This window comes from Gordonia jacobaea (genome assembly GCF_965344965.1).
Classification (GTDB): Bacteria; Actinomycetota; Actinomycetes; order Mycobacteriales; family Mycobacteriaceae; genus Gordonia; species Gordonia jacobaea.
In genome coordinates this window covers 104,930-120,849 of the sequence record NZ_CBDRLS010000003.1, presented here as the reverse complement: position 1 = coordinate 120,849, position 15,920 = coordinate 104,930, and the positions used below count along the sequence as shown (strand labels likewise).

Sequence of the window (15,920 nt, the reverse complement as noted above, 5' to 3'; positions counted from 1 at the left end):
TCAGTCGGCGGAGGTGATCTCATCGATCGCCCCGCCGACGACGTCGATCGCCATGGATTGCGGGTAGCCGCGTCGGACGAGCATGCCGACCAAGCGCCGAAAGTGCTTGTCGCGCACTGATCTGTCGTTGGTTTCGGCGGCGTGGACAAGCTGCTCGGTCACAGTCGGTGTGAGCTTGCGGTCGACCAGGTTGCGGGCCGCGGCGCGTTCGTCGTCGGGATCGATCTCGTCGAGCGCTCGCTGCACGATCGCGACGTCGACTCCCTTGGCGGCGAGTTCGTGCCGCAGCGCGACGCGCCCTCGCCCCGAGTAGGTATGGCGTGAATGCACCCACTCGGCGGCGAACTCCTCGTCGTCGAGCAGCTTGTGGGCGTCGAGGCGAGTCATCACCTCGTCGACGGTGTCGGCATCGAATCCTCTGCGCGCCAGACGCTGAGCCATCTCAGAACGGCTGCGAGCACGAACCCCGAGGAGCCGGAGTGCTACATCCCACGCGGACGGGCCTTTCCGCTCCGTCGTGGACTCACTCGGCTCCCCGGGGTCATGGGGTGAACTCATCGGCGATGCGCGCAGATCAGAATTCCACCGGCGCGGGCGCGATGTCGTCGGCGTCGACGACCGCACCGATACCCAGCTTCTCCTTGATCTTCTTCTCGACCTCGTCGCGGATGTCGGTGTTCTCCAACAAGAACTTTCGGGCGTTCTCCTTGCCCTGGCCGAGCTGATCACCCTCGTAGGTGAACCACGAGCCGGACTTGCGGATGAATCCCTCGGCCACACCCATGTCGATGAGTGAGCCCTCCTTGGAGATGCCCTGGCCGTAGAGGATGTCGAATTCGGCCTGCTTGAACGGCGGGGCGACCTTGTTCTTGACCACCTTGACGCGGGTGCGGTTACCCACGGCGTCGGTGCCGTCCTTGAGGGTCTCGATACGACGTACGTCGAGTCGGACCGACGAGTAGAACTTCAGTGCCTTGCCGCCCGTGGTGGTCTCGGGTGACCCGAACATCACGCCGATCTTCTCGCGAAGCTGGTTGATGAAGATCGCGGTGGTCTTGGAACTGCTCAACGCCGACGTCATCTTGCGCAGCGCCTGGCTCATCAGGCGAGCCTGCAGACCGACGTGGCTGTCGCCCATCTCGCCCTCGATCTCGGCGCGGGGCACCAGCGCGGCCACCGAGTCGATGACCAGGATGTCGAGAGCGCCGGAACGGATCAGCATGTCGGCGATCTCCAGAGCCTGCTCACCGGTGTCGGGCTGAGAGACCAGCAGTGCATCGGTGTCGACACCGAGCCTGGCCGCATAGTCGGGATCGAGAGCGTGCTCGGCGTCGATGAATGCGGCAATGCCGCCCGCAGCCTGCGCGTTGGCCACCGCGTGGAGAGCGACCGTCGTCTTACCCGACGACTCAGGGCCGTAGATCTCGACGACACGGCCACGAGGCAGACCGCCGATACCGAGCGCGACGTCGAGTGCGATGGACCCGGTCGGGATCACCTCGATCGGCTGCCTGCTCTCCTCACCGAGGCGCATCACAGAACCCTTGCCGAAGTTCTTGTCGATCTGGGCCAGCGCGAGGTCGAGAGCCTTCTCGCGGTCCTGGGGAGCTGCTGCCATGGGATCTCTCCTTGTTCGGGATGGTTGAGGTTTGTCTGTGCCGTCCTGCGTGCTGCGCGCTGAACGTGTTGTCTTCGAGGCCGTTGTTCGTTTCATGTTGCGTTGGACGCTAGTCGGTGGGTCTGACAAAACCGGGTCTGACAAAACCGGGTCTGACAAAACCGGGTCTGACAAAACCGTTCTGACAGAATCTCTGACGCATCCGGGGTCGCTGTGGTTCCACTGAATACAGCATGGCGCGAACAAGTGTTCGACGGCAAGCGCGACACGCGGGCAGAGGTCGATTCGCACCACCGAACAGGCCACGCCGCGGCAACAGCGACATTCGGCCGGAATGTGGATCGCCGGCTACGCGAATGCCAATGGCCTGCGCTACACCCGCGACTGGACCACGTGAACGGGACGCCCCACGCTCACCGCGTGGCCGTCACCACTGCGAGCGCGGAACGTCGAAGTCACGACAGATCGCCACCCAGATGTCACGGGGATCGACGCCGTCCTCTATGGCTTGCGCCCCGGTCCGGCCACCGAACTCGATGAGCACGTGATCGGCCAGGATCGCATCAGCCGACGACACCCCGAACTGGGTTGTCATCAGTTCCGTGAACTCCGTGAGACGCACTCGGCCAGCCTACGTTCCCGCCGATGCGAGCACGTCGCGCAGCACGTCGGTCGGGTCGGTCACCGCGTTCGCCGACTCTCGAGCTCGGGCAGCAGCAGCGGCGTGGCTCGGATCGCACAGCACCGCCTCGATCGCCTCCGCAATCGCCGTCGCGTCAGCGGGCCGAACAAGCACACCACTGCCCTGCCTGCTGACCCGATTTGCCAGTTCCCACTGATCGCCACCGCCGGGGACGACGACGACCGGGACACCGGCCAACAACGACTTCGCGAGCATCCCATGTCCACCACCGCAGACCACGAGATCCGCATCGGCCAGCAACTCGTCCTGGCGACCGAGTCCGAAGCTCACCGTCGCGGCCCCTGCGCGCGCGAGTGTGTCCGACGGAGGTGGGTCGAGGGAGGAGATCACCGCCCGTACCGGCGTACGTGACGAGATCGCGCCGAGTGCACCGAGCGTCTCGTCGAGCAGACCCTCGCAACCGGTGACCGCGGTCGACGGCGCCACGACGATGAGTGGCCCGTCGCCCGACGGTCGCTCGAAGATGCGGTCGGTCGGCTCCCAGAGCAGCGGACCGACCAGATGGGTATCGCGTGGCCAGTCCGGGCGCCAGACTTCCAACGCGGGAAGGGTCGCGATCAGTCGGGCGGCAGGCGCCGGTCCCTGATCGCCGAGCCCGATGCCACGACGAGCTGCAGCGCGCTGACGCACGCCGAGTGCGACGGAACGATTACTCGCGGTCCGCATCGCGGCGTCGCGTAACCGACCACGGAACCCGCGGCCGGGCGTCAGACCTGCGCCGACCGGCGGCAGACCCTTCGACGGCGCATACAGCGGGTGCGGCGACAGTTCGACGAACGGTAGCCCGGTCAGCTCCGCGGCCCACGACCCGGCGACCGTGATGACATCTGAGACCACAAGGTCGGTACGTCGGCTCGCCAACACAGGTGCGAGACGAACGGCCATCCGCGCTGCCCGTCCGCTCAGCTTCTCCCCCGCGTCGAGGTCGTCGTCGGAGTCGTCTGGTCGCAGTTCCGGGAGCTCCGCGATGTCGATATCCCGCCTACCGGCCGCGGCGTACCACTGCGTGCCGGTGAACACCGTGGCTTCCCAGCCGATGTCGCGGCAGCGCTCAGCGAGAGCGAACGCAGGAAAAGCGTGACCGGCGTCTGGTCCGGCAACGATCCCGACTCGGGGCGGTGAGCCCGTCAGTTGCTGGTGGGGGGCTCGGTCGCGGGCTGCGTCGGCTGCTGGGCAGGAGCCGCGTTCTGGGCGGGCTGGGCCGCGGTACCGCCGGACGGCAGCGCTCCGCCGTTCATGCTGGCCCTGATCTGCTCGAGGCGAGAATGGCCTGCCATTTGAACGCTGGCCTGCTGCACTTCCTGCATGCGCCCCTGAACGCTGTTCTTTGCCAGTTCAGCTGAGCCCAGGGCGTTGGCGTAGCGGCGTTCGATCTTGTCGCGCACCTGATCGAGGTTCGGGGTGTTTCCGGGGACCGACAGTTCGCTCATCTGGTTGAGCGACGCCGAGACCTGCTCCTGCATCTTGGCCTGCTCGAGCTGGCTGAGGAGCTTCGACCGCTCGGCGAGCTTCTGCTGCAGGATCATCGCGTTGCGTTCGACTGCGTGCTTTGCCTGCTCCGCGGCCTGCAGCGACTGATCGTGGAGGGCCTTGAGGTCTTCGACGCTCTGCTCCGCAGTGACGAGCTGCGCGGCGAATGCCTCAGCAGCGTTCGTGTACTCCTGGGCCTTCTGCGTATCGCCCGCCGCGGTCGCCTGATCGGAAAGAGTCAGCGCCTGGCGGGTATTCGCCTGGAGCTTCTCGATCTCCTCGAGCTGCCGGTTGAGCTTCATCTCGAGCTGACGCTGGTTGCCGATGACCGCTGCCGCCTGCTGCGACAGCGCCTGGTGCTGACGCTGAGCGTCTTCGATCGCCTGCTGGATCTGGATCTTCGGATCCGCGTTCTCGTCGATCTTCGCGTTGCCTGCTGCCATCAGGTAGCGCCACAGCTTCACGAACGGATTCGCCATGCTCTTCGTCAACTCCATTCAGCGGTCGTCGAACCTCGGTCCGACAGGTCTTATCGATTCGCCAGGTTTATCGATTCGCCAGGTTTACCGATTCGCCAGGTTTACCGATTCGACGGGTCTTGTCGATTCGGGTGGTTTTGCCGATTCGAGGGGTCTGTCGTTGGTGCTGAATCCAATCTAGCGCCTACCGACCGACAAACAGGCACTTGTCAGGCAGCGGCAAGCGCAGTGGCCCGGTGGGCGTCGGGCGATGGGATGACGACCTTCGGGGAACCGAGACCCGATTCGCCCGCCAGTGCCATCGCATCGGCGTCGGCTGCCTCAGGTCGCATGGCCGTGCCGACGTCGAGAAGCAGATCGGCGATCTCGACGTCGAGAGCATCACAGATCGAGGCGAGCAGTTCGCTCGACGCCTCCTTCTGGCCGCGTTCCACCTCGGACAGATATCCCAGACTGACCCGTGCATTGGTGGATACTTCGCGCAGCGTTCGGCCTTGCTGGGTACGCACCCGGCGCAAGCTGTCGCCAAGCGCCTCGCGCAAGAGCATCGCCATCGAGTCTCCTCTCGGTGTCTGTGTCGTGTTCTGTCTCTTGTGTCCGTTCGGCTTCAACGCCGGAGACAGCCGATACGTTCCCGAACCTTCAAATCCCGACCTTCGCACACCGTCCCCCGTGTGTCTGCACGACACTAGTCCAAAGTTCCGACAGTCGCCGTACGCCGTTCGTCCGCGCGTCGCGGCGCCAACCCTTGGCCCGCGCCAGATCACACGGTGTCGGAATGGCGGCGCGGCGAAGGACGAATGACGTCAGGAGCCTTGCGTGCGTCAGAGGTCTTGCGATCGTCAGAGGTCTTGCGGGAATCAGGAGCCTTGGGGGAATCAGGAGCCTTGCGTAGCGAACCGGTCGTCGAACCCGACCGAGCGGCCCGGACGCGCACACGCAGCGCCTGCCAGGTGTAGTCGACGCCCGTCACCACGGTCACGACGACAGCGGCCCACATGATCACCATCGCGATCGTGTGCCATACACCGTTCAACGGAAGCACCAGGAGCCCGATACCGACCGACTGCAGCAACGTTTTCAACTTGCCGCCCCGACTGGCAGGAATCACCGCGTACCGGATCACCCAGAAGCGCAGAAGCGTCACCCACAACTCGCGGACCAGAATGATGCCGGTTACCCACCAGCTCAGATCACCCAGAATGGACAGGCCGATGAGTGCGGCACCGATCAGCGCCTTGTCGGCGATCGGATCCGCCATCTTCCCGAAGTCCGTCACGAGTCCGCGTTCGCGGGCGAGTCTGCCGTCGACCCTGTCGGTGAACGCGGCCCCCGCGAAGATGACCGCGGCGACGATCCGCCACACGGTGTCGTGCCCACCGTCGATGAAGAGCACCGCGACGAACACGGGAACCAGCAGAATGCGGAACACCGTCAGCGCATTGGCGATGTTGACCACCGGCACCGGATCGACCGGGTCGGTGATGTGATCGGGAGTCCGCACCCCTTTAGCGTATCTGTCGCGACTAGGCTCAGATGCCGTGCCCACTGCCGAACAGGAAACGGTGCCCCTCATTCGACGCGCCCGCACGTCCGACGTGCCCCGCATCAAGGAACTCATCGACCTCTACGCGGGCAGGATCCTGCTCGAAAAAAACCTCGTCACGCTGTACGAGGCGGTCCAGGAGTTCTGGGTGGCCGAGGTCGACCACGTCGTGGTGGGTTGCGGCGCGCTGCACGTCCTCTGGGCCGATCTGGGCGAGGTACGTACCGTCGCGGTCGACACCCGCTTCTCCGGTCGCGGGATCGGGCACCTCCTGGTGGGACAGCTCATGTCGGTTGCCCGGGAACTCCAACTCTCCCGGGTGTTCGTGCTGACCTTTGAGACCGCGTTCTTCGGTAGGCATGGCTTTCGCGAAATCGAGGGCACCCCCGTCACCCGCGAGGTCTATGAGGAGATGTGCCGCTCGTACGACACCGGCGTCGCCGAGTTCCTCGACCTGAGCTACGTGAAGCCGAACACCCTTGGCAACACACGCATGCTCGCCCACCTCGACAAGAATTCGACCGAACAGACGCCGTAGCCGACCGAGCACCGGTCACCGGCTACACAGTCACCCGCTGGAGACCACCCACTGCACACCACCCAACCAGACACAAGGAGCGACATCGTGGCGATCTTCGCAGTCCACTACACCTACGGTCCCGCCAAGGCGGCCGTGCGAGACCAGCACCGGCCGTTGCACCGTGAGTGGTTGGCAGAAGAGTTCAAGGCCGGCAACGTGCTGATGACCGGCCCCTACCCCGACGGCTCGGGAGCGCTGATCCTCATCCGCGGCACCGACCTCGACGAGGCGGAGGCGTTCATCGCCAACGATCCGTTCAACGCGCACCAAGCCATCGACGGCGTGCGGGTCGTCGAATGGACCCAGGTGTACGGCCCCTTCGCCGAATAGCTCGGGACGCCGCACACCTGAGCGACTCGTCTGCGCTATTCGTCGTGTCGGACCGCCGGTTCGCTCGTCGACGCGCCCTTGCGCTTGGACCAGAGCAGGCTCGCCACCGTGGTGATCACGAGTGTCGCGAGGATGACCGACAGCGACACCACCGTCGAGATCTCCGGTACCGCAACGTGCTCGCCGCCGTTGACGAACGGCAGCGTGTTCTCGTGGAGTGCGTGCAGCACGAGCTTCACGCCGATGAAGCCGAGGATGAACGAGAGACCGTAGGACAGGAACACCAGGCGGTCGAGTAGGCCGCCGAGCAGGAAGTACAGCTGGCGAAGGCCCATCAACGCGAACGCATTCGCGGTGAACACCAGGTACGGCTCCTGCGTGAGGCCGTAGATCGCGGGGATCGAGTCGAGCGCGAACAAGACGTCGGTGAAACCGATGACGATCAGGACGAGCAGCATGGGCGTCGCCCACCGCTTGCCGTTGATTTTGGTGAAGAGCTTGTCGCCGTCGTACTCGTCGCTGGTGCGCAAGCGCTTCTTGAGGAAACGCTCGAGCCTCGTCTCGCGCTCCTCCTCATGCTCGACGGGGTCGTCGCTCTCGCGGAGCAGCTTGATCGCCGTGAAGATGAGGAACGCGCCGAAGAGGTAGAACACCCAGCTGTATGCGTTGATCGCGGCGGCGCCGACAGCGATGAAGGCGCCCCGCATCACCAGCGCCATCACAATGCCGAGAAGAAGTACCTTTTGCTGGTACTCCCGTGGCACCGCGAACTTGCTCATGATGATCACGAACACGAAGAGGTTGTCGACGGACAACGCCTTCTCGGTGACGTAGCCCGCGAAGTACTCACCGCCGTAGGTTCCGCCCCACTGCCACCAGACGAACAGACCGAAGATGACGGCGATCGAGATGTAGATCGCCGACCACATTCCGGACTCGCGGAGCGAGGGGGCGTGTGGAACACGGACGTGTGCAAAGAAGTCGAAGACGAAGAGGCCGAGGATCACCACACAGGTGATCGCCCAAACGGTGGGCGAAACATTCATAGAAAGATCTAACCTCCAGCGCGCAGCACAGAATTGTTGCGATGCCAGAGGTCTCTCCCGCCCGGCGCCGCCTCATCACGGGCAGCGATATTTCCGGACCAGCTACCCGGGCCGGGGGTGTCGAGCGATGATCCGCATCGTCGACCTCCCGACCGTATTGACGGACAGTCTGCGAGGTTGGGGATACTCCCCTCTTCGATCTGCCGACCACTTTAACAGTCAAATGAAACCGAGGGCGATCCGGTTCATCCGTTATGCCCGAATCGGCTATTCGGGGCTACTGTCCGTGTCGCCACCGCCGGTGATCGATGCGATGACCCCTGCCAGATCGTCCGGCTTCACCAGCACCTCACGTGCCTTCGACCCTTCGCTCGGGCCCACAACGCCGCGCGTCTCCATCAGGTCCATCAGTCGTCCTGCCTTGGCGAACCCGACACGCAACTTGCGCTGCAGCATCGACGTCGAGCCGAACTGGCTCGACACCACGAGTTCGATGGCTTGCAGCAGATCGTCGAGATCATTGCCGATATCGCCGTCGATGTCCTTCTTGTCTCCGGCCTTGGCTGTTGTCACGCCCTCGGTGTACTCGGGATCGGCCTGCTCACGCGTGTAGTCGACGACGGCGGCGATCTCCTCGTCGGTGATGAACGCTCCCTGCATACGCACAGGCTTGTTCGCGCCCATCGGAAGGAACAGTCCGTCGCCCATGCCGATGAGCTTCTCTGCGCCGGGCTGGTCGAGGATGACGCGGGAGTCGGTCAGCGACGACGTCGCGAACGCCAATCGCGACGGCACGTTGGTCTTGATCAAACCGGTGACGACGTCGACGGACGGCCGCTGCGTCGCCAACACGAGGTGGATGCCGGCCGCACGTGCCTTCTGCGTGATGCGGACGATCGCGTCCTCGACGTCGCGGGGGGCGGTCATCATCAGGTCGGCGAGCTCGTCGACGATGGCGAGGATGTAGGGGTACGGCTTGTAGACGCGCTCGGAGCCCAGTGGTTTGGTGATTTCTCCCGAGGCCACCTTGGTGTTGAAGTCGTCGATGTGGCGCACCCGCGACGCCTTCATGTCCTGGTAGCGCTGCTCCATCTCCTCGACGAGCCACGCGAGCGCGGCCGCAGCCTTCTTGGGTTGCGTGATGATCGGCGTGATCAGGTGCGGAATGCCCTCGTACGGCGTGAGTTCCACCATCTTCGGGTCGATGAGGATCATTCGCACCTGCTCGGGAGTGGCGCGCGTCAGCAGCGACACGAGCATCGAGTTCACGAAGCTCGACTTACCCGAACCGGTCGAACCCGCGACCAGCAGGTGCGGCATCTTCGCGAGGTTGGCGCTGACGAAGTCGCCCTCGATGTCTTTGCCGAGACCGATCACCAGCGGATGCGAGTCCTTGCGGGTCGACGGCGACTTGAGGACGTCGGCCAGACGCACCATCTCCCTATCGGAGTTGGGCACCTCGATACCAACCGCGGACTTACCCGGGATGGGCGCGAGCAGCCGAACGTTGTCGGTGGCCACCGCATACGCGATGTTGCGCTGCAGTGCGGTGATCTTCTCGACCTTCACACCGGGACCGAGCTCGACCTCGTATCGCGTGACGGTAGGTCCGCGGGTGTACCCCGTGACCGCCGCGTCGATCTTGAACTGTTCGAGCACCCCGGTGATGCGATCGATCATGTCGTCGTTGGTCTGGCTACCACGCTTGGGCGGGTCACCATCGACGAGCAAGGTGGCCGGAGGCAGGCGGTAATCGCCTTCGACCTCGGCGACGACGAGCGCGTCCGAGTCGGCGTCGGAGTCGGCGTCGGAGTCGACGACCGGCTCCGGTGCTGCCGGCTTCGCGGACGCAGTCGTCTCGCGACTACGCGTCTTGGCAACCTCGCCCGCACGTTTGCGGGTTCTGGCAGCGGGCCGCGCGATCTGCTCGGTGACCTCGTCGACGACGGGTTCGGTCAGCATGTCGTCGAAGTTGTCGGTCGGCAGGTCGGCAACGTCGACGGTCGGTGTCGGCACAGCGATGGGTGCGCTGCGTCGATCCGAGCGCGTGCTGCGTCGACGAGGGCGCACCGTCGCGTCGTCGTCGGGCGGGTAGTTCTCGTACGGGTCGTCGGAGCGGCCACCCACAGACCACCGAGACCATCCACCGGTGGCGTAGGAGCCACTCCGGTTCTCGTCCTCGAAGTCGTCGTCGGCGTCGACCAGGTCGTCGTCATAGGCTTCATCGTCGACGTCGTCGTCCCACGGGAGATCGTCGTCGACGACGTGCCCGCCGCCCAAGCCGAGCCAGCCCGCGGCCGCGTCGACCACCTCGCGGATCGTGCGACCGGAGAGAATCAGGACACCGAAAGCGATGCACAGCACCAAAATCGGCACCGACACCCATGCCGTGACACCCGCGGTCAGCGGCGTCCCGACGACGTAGCCGACGAACCCGCCCGCATGTGAGCGGCCGGGAAGGTCTTCGGGCGCCCCGGCCACCAGGTGCATCAGACCGAGCAACGGCAACACGATCAGCAACGCGCCACCGATGTATCTTGCGCGCTTCTCGGGGTTCGGACCCCGTCGCATCAGCACTACTGCACCTGCGGCGAGCGCGACGGGCACCAACAGCGCAGCGGTTCCGACAATGGCCCGCACCAGAGCGTCGATGAACGCGCCGACCGGACCGGCCGCCCCGAGCCAGACACCAACAGAGACGAGGAGAGCCAGGGCAAGCAGCGCCAGCCCGATCCCGTCGCGCCGATGCGAATGGCCCTGCGCGCCGATGGCGTGCCGATCGGCCCGACCCTCGAATCCGTCGACGTCATCGGCGGTCAGGTAGTCGTCGTCGACGTCGCGCAGGTCCTCGTCGACCACCGACGCCGACGTCGAGTGCCCACCACCCGCACGTGCGACAGAACCGACCCCCCGCGCGAGCAGCGACCACGCACCACCGAGACCGCGGCCCACTCCCCGACCGACGACGGCTCCCGCGGAGCGTCGACTGATATCGGCGGATTGTTGCTTACGGACCGGTTGCTGACGGCCTGAACTCTGCTTTCGCCCCGAACCCTGCGTGCTGGTCGACGATGTCGACGCTGTGCGTGTGCGTCCGGTACCGCTGGTGCGCGACCCTGCGGCACGACTCCCCGACCCTGCCGCGGGTCGCCGTCCGCCCGTGCTCTGCTGACGGCTCGACGCCCGTCCCCCCGTTGCACCCCGTCCCGCCGCTGCGCGCTGTCCACCGCTTGCGCGTGACGCGGCCGCGGCCGAACTCGTGCCTGCCTTCGAAGCCATACGGACAGACTAGTGGTCACCCATCACCTGAGTCACATACACAACACAGGCAACACAACTGTGTGTCGAATTCGTAACCCGTGCCCGACTCGAGCGTTCCTGCGATTTTCGCGAACCCGCAGTTCAACGCCCGAATCAGCTGAATCGTACGGGGAGATTCACACTGGGAAATTCATACGGAGCGGGTGGTTGCCAACACCGCCGCGATCGCATCGGGGTCGCCGGACCATGTGATCGCCACAGGTGCGCGGCCGTAGGCGAACAGAAGCAACTCGCCGACGGTCCCCGTGGCCGTTACCGGTTCACCCGACCCCGCGACCAGCACGTTCTCGCCGTCCGGTGTCGCGAGCGTGAGCTGAGCAGGCATCGACCGCAGCGTGAGCTTCCCCATACCCTTCAGCGGGGTGCGCAGTGCCTGCGTCATCTCGGCGCTCAGCTCGCGTGGAGTCCACGGTCCGTCCGGATCCGCGCCACCGCGCAGTACGTCCTCGTGGTGGATGAACATCTCGGCGAGATTGGCCCACCTGTCGACAAGGCGGAACATCGAATACCACGGCGGGCCGTCGGCAACCTCCTCGACGAGGTCGGGCCACGGGTGGGCAGCGGTCTGCGCCTGCACCTTCTCGGTGTGCCCGGCCAAGGGACTCACGACGATTCCGAGCGCTGCGTCGGGTCGACGCTCACGGATCACCAGGTGCGCCGCGAGGTCGCGGGCATCCCAGTCGCCACACATCGTGGGCGCATCGGGTCCGACGGTCCGTAGCGTCGCGGCCAACTCCGCGCGTTCCGACTGTGCAAGGCTCACCACCCCACCCTAGCCAGCCCGCGCGGAACGCTGTTCAGATCGACGGCAGCAGCAACGCCTTCTTGAGTCCTGCGACGTCCGAATCGGAGAGCCGAAGTCCCTTGTGGACGTAGTTCTCGAAGCTGCCGTACGTCTTGTCTGCCGCTGCGAATGCGGCGTTGAGCAATCCGATGTTCACACCGTTGAGCGGATCGGTGGGCGATGCGTGGCGGAACGAGTTGCTGGCGAGGAAATCGGCGTCGACGACCTGGCGATCGACGCCGAGAACGGTGAGCAGGACCGCCGAGAGCCACCCCGTGCGGTCCTTGCCTGCGCTGCAATGGAACAGCACCGATCCGCCTGCACCGACGGTGTTCTTGATGTCGAGCAGCGACGCGCGGAACGCCTCGCGTGCGTGCGCATCGGTGACAAAGGCGCGGTAGGCGCTGGGCAGATCGACGAGGTACGACACCGGGACCGCACCGAGGACGTCGAAACTGCGTCGCGTGGCACCGGGAACCACTTTGTCGGGCTGCACCGTCGACTCGAGCTGAGTGCGCAGATCGATGATCGAGCGCAGGCCGTGTCGCTGGAGGACACCGATCCCGGCGGGAGTGAGCCCACTGAGATTGGCACTGCGAATCACCTTGTCGGAGATGCGCATTCCGCTGTGCGTCGTGTAGTTGGCGAAGGTGCGGGAGTTCTGGACACCGGGCACCGAGATGGCCAGCGGCGCCGGGGCGGCGTGCGCGGTGATCGCAGCGGGAGCGGCGTGCGCCTGCGCTGCCGTCGCGACGCCGATCGGGATCAGCGTGGTGCTCAGCACCGTTGCGGCGATCGTGATCTTCCTGGCTGCGGCTGTGGCACGCGACCGGGCGTCGCTACGCGTATTCGAAGTCACTTCGGGGCTGGCCTTTCGGGGCGTCATCTCAGCTCACAACGAGACACCACGCCCCGTCGCCCACCCGCGAAATCGCGGGCCGGAGTGAGCATAACGACTGGCACCTCTCGGCTGGACGTGAGACCGCCCACAGGAGCTACGAACCGACCGCGAGCACCGTCGGCACGATCATCGGGCGTCGACGATAGGTGTCGGCAACCCACCGTCCGACAACTCGTCGAATCGTCTGGGCGATCCGATGCGCGTCGGTAACCCCTTCTGCGGCAAGCGAATCGAGCGCCTGGTCGACCAGGCTCGCCGCTTCCTTGAGCGCTTCCGGGTCGTCGGAGAACCCGCGTCCGGAGACCTCGGGAGGGCTGACGGCACGACCGGTGGCGGCGTCGATGGCGACCGTGATCGCGATGAATCCGCCCTCCCCGAGGACGAGGCGTTCCGACAGCGTCGACTCCCCCACGTCGCCGACCGACAGGCCGTCGACATAGACGTGGCCGACGGGCACCCGTCCGACGATCTCGGCTTGGCCGTCGACGAGGTCGACGACGACGCCGTCCTCGGCGAGCATCACGCGGTCGGGGTGCACACCGGTCGCCACCGCGAGAGCCGCGTTGGCACGTAGATGCCGCCATTCCCCGTGCACCGGCATGGCATTGGTCGGCCGCACGGCGTTGTAGAGGTAGAGCAACTCGCCCGCCGAAGCATGCCCGGAGACGTGGACCTTCGCGTTCTGCTGCGTGATCACCGTCGCGCCTCGCTTGGCGAGTCCGTTGACCACCGCGAACACCGAGTTCTCGTTACCCGGGATCAACGACGACGCCAGCACGACCAGGTCGTCGGCGCGGATGTTGATCTGACGGTGTTCGCCACGAGCCATCCGGGACAATGCCGAGAGCGGCTCACCCTGCGAACCTGTCGAGATCAACACGAGCCGGTGATCCGGGAGCGTCGCCGCGGTATCCATGTCGACGACGACACCGTCGGGCACGTGCAGGTATCCCAGGTCCTGGGCGATCTGCATGTTGCGCACCATGGACCGTCCAACGAAGGTGACGCGCCTGTTGTGGGCGTGCGCGACGTCGATGATCTGTTGGATGCGGTGTACGTGGCTCGCGAACGATGCGACGATGACGCGCTGTTTGGCCTTGCCGATGACCTGGTCGAGGACCGAGCCTATCTGGCGTTCCGGCGTGACGAATCCGGGGACCTCGGCGTTCGTGGAGTCGACGAGGAAAAGGTCGACGCCCTCGTCGCCGAGACGGCTGAATCCTGCGAGGTCGGTGAGGCGGTTGTCGAGTGGAAGCTGGTCGAGCTTGATGTCGCCGGTGTGCAACACCAGTCCCGCGGGGGTGCGGATGGCAACCGCGAGCGCGTCCGGGATCGAATGGTTGACCGCGAAGAACTCGAGGTCGAACGGTCCGTAATCGAGCCGATCACCCTCACGTACCTCGACGAGCTTGGGCCGCAGGCGGTGTTCCTTGCACTTGGCGTCGACGAGCGCGAGAGTGAACTTCGCACCGACGACCGGGATGTCGCTGCGCAACCGCAGCAGGAACGGCACGGCGCCGATGTGATCCTCGTGGCCGTGGGTGAGTACGACCGCCTCGACGTCGTCGATGCGATCCTCGATGTAGCGGAAGTCGGGCAGGATGAGGTCGACGCCGGGCTGCGCGTCCTCCGGGAACAAGACTCCCGCGTCGACGATCAGCAGCCGACCGTTGTACTCGAAAACCGTCATGTTGCGGCCGATTTCGCCGATTCCGCCCAGCGCGACCACGCGTAGTCCGCCGCGCGGCAGCTTGCGCGGGGTGCCGAGCCTGTCGACCGCCGGGTCAACGGGGATCGACTCTCGACGACCGGCCTGTCCTTGCGCCCCCGATTGCTTGCCGTTGCCGGAGGCCTGCGCATCGTCGCGACGCTCATGCTTGCCGCGACGCCGACCGCGTCCCGGGTTCTGTTCGCCCGATGGTTTGGAACCCTGCTTAGCTGGTGCCTGCTTCTGCGCCGGCGCCTGCTGTGCCGGTGCTTGCTGGACGGGCGCCTGCTGTGCCGATGCTTCTTGGGCCGGTGCTTGCTGGGCCGGTGCTTGCTGGGCGGGAGCTTCCTGGGCTGGTGCCTGCTTCTGCGCGGGCGTCGGCTCGGGACGTTCGGCGGCCGGCGTGGGAGGACCCGCTTGGCGTGAGGCGCTGCGTCGACGCTGGGTGGCCATCAGGCGAGCACCCCCGCCGCGCGCAGGTCGGTGATGAGCGCTTCGATCTGCGGGCCCGTCGCGGGCACCTGCGGCAGACGCGGATCTCCGACGTCGAATCCCAGAACACGCAACGACGCCTTGACCATGGTCACCCCACCGAGGCGACCCATTGCATTGACCAACGGCAGGATCGACGTGTTGATCGCACGTGCTGCGACGAGATCGCCCTTCTCGACGGCGATCTGCATGTCTCGCAGACGGTCGGGCACGAGATGTCCGATCACGCTGACGAACCCGGTCGCCCCCACCGAGAGCCACGGCAGGTTCAGTGCGTCCTCGCCGGACAGATACTCGAGTCCGGTCGTCGCGATGATGCCAGCTGCCGAATGCAGATCTCCCTTGGCGTCCTTGACGCCCTTGATTCGCGGGTGCTCGGCGAGCGCGATGAGTGTCTCGTTGGCGATCGGAACGACAGAGCGCGGCGGAATGTCGTAGAGCAGAACCGGGAGCGACGTCGAATCGGCGACGGCCCGGAAGTGCGCGAGCAGCCCGGCCTGCGGCGGCTTGGAGTAGTACGGGGTGACGACGAGAAGCGCATGCGCACCGGCCTGCTCGGAGGCCTGCGCGAATCGGATGCTCTCTGCGGTGTCGTAGCTTCCCGCGCCCTGCGTGATGCGGGCGCGATCGCCGACTGCCGAGAGCACGACGCGCAACAGGTCGAGCTTCTCCTGCGGCGTGGTTGTGGGAGACTCGCCGGTCGTCCCGGAGACGACGAGTCCGTCGCATCCCTTGGACACCAAGTGATCTGCCAGTTCAGCGGCCTTGTCGAGATCGAGCGAGCCGTCGGCGCGGAAGGGGGTCACCATTGCCACCACGTTGGTCCCGAAGGGGTGCGTGTGCAGCTGCTGCGCTCCTGCGTTCATGGTGGTCAAGGCTACCGTGGCGCCGGGAGCGGGAGCGAGCGGGCCACATCAGCGCCGTGGCGCCGGGAGCGTGAGC

15 protein-coding genes are annotated in these 15,920 nt (G+C 65.7%); 2 read left to right on the top strand and 13 right to left on the bottom strand.

Translation table 11 applies throughout. The annotated features are described in order from the left end of the window. The 7 genes from ACRVY7_RS11375 to pgsA all read right to left on the bottom strand — a co-directional run bounded on the left by ACRVY7_RS11375 (position 1) and on the right by pgsA (position 5,774). Complete coding sequence (locus ACRVY7_RS11375; protein ID WP_431817143.1) at positions 1–558, bottom strand: regulatory protein RecX; 558 nt, start codon at positions 556–558, stop codon at positions 1–3. A 16-nt stretch (positions 559–574) separates the two neighbouring features. After that, complete coding sequence (gene recA / locus ACRVY7_RS11370; RefSeq protein WP_049697160.1) at positions 575–1,618, bottom strand: recombinase RecA; 1,044 nt, start codon at positions 1,616–1,618, stop codon at positions 575–577. A 427-nt stretch (positions 1,619–2,045) separates the two neighbouring features. Further along, the gene (locus ACRVY7_RS11365; RefSeq protein WP_431817142.1) at positions 2,046–2,240 is read right to left on the bottom strand and encodes a DUF3046 domain-containing protein; all 195 of its coding nucleotides are present in this window, start codon (positions 2,238–2,240) and stop codon (positions 2,046–2,048) included. Between the two features lie 9 nt (positions 2,241–2,249). Then, a complete protein-coding gene (locus ACRVY7_RS11360; RefSeq protein WP_431817503.1) occupies positions 2,250–3,452 on the bottom strand; it encodes a glycosyltransferase in 1,203 nt (400 codons plus the stop codon). Then, a complete protein-coding gene (locus ACRVY7_RS11355; RefSeq protein WP_049697476.1) occupies positions 3,449–4,270 on the bottom strand; it encodes a PspA/IM30 family protein in 822 nt (273 codons plus the stop codon). Before ACRVY7_RS11355 ends, ACRVY7_RS11360 begins: the two co-directional genes overlap by 4 nt. Positions 4,271–4,479: 209 nt before the next feature. Continuing rightward, entirely contained in the window at positions 4,480–4,824 is a 345-nt protein-coding gene (locus ACRVY7_RS11350; protein WP_431817141.1) for a helix-turn-helix domain-containing protein, read from the bottom strand. Between the two features lie 209 nt (positions 4,825–5,033). Next, positions 5,034–5,774, bottom strand: coding sequence for a CDP-diacylglycerol--glycerol-3-phosphate 3-phosphatidyltransferase (gene pgsA / locus ACRVY7_RS11345; RefSeq protein WP_431817140.1), 741 nt, complete (start codon positions 5,772–5,774; stop codon positions 5,034–5,036). Between the two features lie 37 nt (positions 5,775–5,811). On the opposite strand from pgsA, the gene ACRVY7_RS11340 reads away from it, so the two are divergent. Beyond that, on the top strand, positions 5,812–6,354 hold the full coding sequence (locus tag ACRVY7_RS11340) for an amino-acid N-acetyltransferase (RefSeq protein WP_431817139.1): 543 nt from the start codon (positions 5,812–5,814) through the stop codon (positions 6,352–6,354). Between the two features lie 87 nt (positions 6,355–6,441). Then, positions 6,442–6,726 (top strand): YciI family protein, encoded by a 285-nt coding sequence (locus tag ACRVY7_RS11335; RefSeq protein ID WP_049697155.1) that lies wholly within the window; start codon positions 6,442–6,444, stop codon positions 6,724–6,726. 35 nt (positions 6,727–6,761) lie between these two features. Here ACRVY7_RS11335 and ACRVY7_RS11330 read toward each other — a convergent pair whose 3' ends face one another. From ACRVY7_RS11330 to dapA, 6 genes are all read right to left on the bottom strand, one after another. Next, complete coding sequence (locus ACRVY7_RS11330) at positions 6,762–7,772, bottom strand: TerC family protein (protein ID WP_431817138.1); 1,011 nt, start codon at positions 7,770–7,772, stop codon at positions 6,762–6,764. A gap of 267 nt (positions 7,773–8,039) precedes the next feature. Beyond that, on the bottom strand, positions 8,040–11,051 hold the full coding sequence (locus tag ACRVY7_RS11325; protein ID WP_431817137.1) for an FtsK/SpoIIIE family DNA translocase: 3,012 nt from the start codon (positions 11,049–11,051) through the stop codon (positions 8,040–8,042). A 172-nt stretch (positions 11,052–11,223) separates the two neighbouring features. Beyond that, positions 11,224–11,856, bottom strand: coding sequence for a TIGR03085 family metal-binding protein (locus ACRVY7_RS11320; protein ID WP_049697152.1), 633 nt, complete (start codon positions 11,854–11,856; stop codon positions 11,224–11,226). A 34-nt stretch (positions 11,857–11,890) separates the two neighbouring features. Further along, on the bottom strand, positions 11,891–12,661 hold the full coding sequence (locus ACRVY7_RS11315) for a tyrosine-protein phosphatase (RefSeq protein ID WP_431817502.1): 771 nt from the start codon (positions 12,659–12,661) through the stop codon (positions 11,891–11,893). 211 nt (positions 12,662–12,872) lie between these two features. Next, positions 12,873–14,939, bottom strand: a complete 2,067-nt coding sequence (locus ACRVY7_RS11310) for a ribonuclease J (protein WP_431817136.1) — start codon at positions 14,937–14,939, stop codon at positions 12,873–12,875. Then, a complete protein-coding gene (gene dapA, locus ACRVY7_RS11305; RefSeq protein WP_005204512.1) occupies positions 14,939–15,844 on the bottom strand; it encodes a 4-hydroxy-tetrahydrodipicolinate synthase in 906 nt (301 codons plus the stop codon). Before dapA ends, ACRVY7_RS11310 begins: the two co-directional genes overlap by 1 nt. Positions 15,845–15,920: the final 76 nt, after the last annotated feature.

Bases quoted from the DNA above. Each gene is read 5' to 3' on its own strand.
- ACRVY7_RS11375 (WP_431817143.1), bottom strand. From the start codon at position 558: ATGAGTTCACCCCATGACCCCGGGGAGCCGAGTGAGTCCACGACGGAG.
- recA (WP_049697160.1), bottom strand. From the start codon at position 1,618: ATGGCAGCAGCTCCCCAGGACCGCGAGAAGGCTCTCGACCTCGCGCTG.
- ACRVY7_RS11355 (WP_049697476.1), bottom strand. From the start codon at position 4,270: ATGGCGAATCCGTTCGTGAAGCTGTGGCGCTACCTGATGGCAGCAGGC.
- ACRVY7_RS11350 (WP_431817141.1), bottom strand. From the start codon at position 4,824: ATGGCGATGCTCTTGCGCGAGGCGCTTGGCGACAGCTTGCGCCGGGTG.
- ACRVY7_RS11330 (WP_431817138.1), bottom strand. From the start codon at position 7,772: ATGAATGTTTCGCCCACCGTTTGGGCGATCACCTGTGTGGTGATCCTC.
- ACRVY7_RS11325 (WP_431817137.1), bottom strand. From the start codon at position 11,051: ATGGCTTCGAAGGCAGGCACGAGTTCGGCCGCGGCCGCGTCACGCGCA.
- ACRVY7_RS11310 (WP_431817136.1), bottom strand. From the start codon at position 14,939: ATGGCCACCCAGCGTCGACGCAGCGCCTCACGCCAAGCGGGTCCTCCC.
- dapA (WP_005204512.1), bottom strand. From the start codon at position 15,844: ATGAACGCAGGAGCGCAGCAGCTGCACACGCACCCCTTCGGGACCAAC.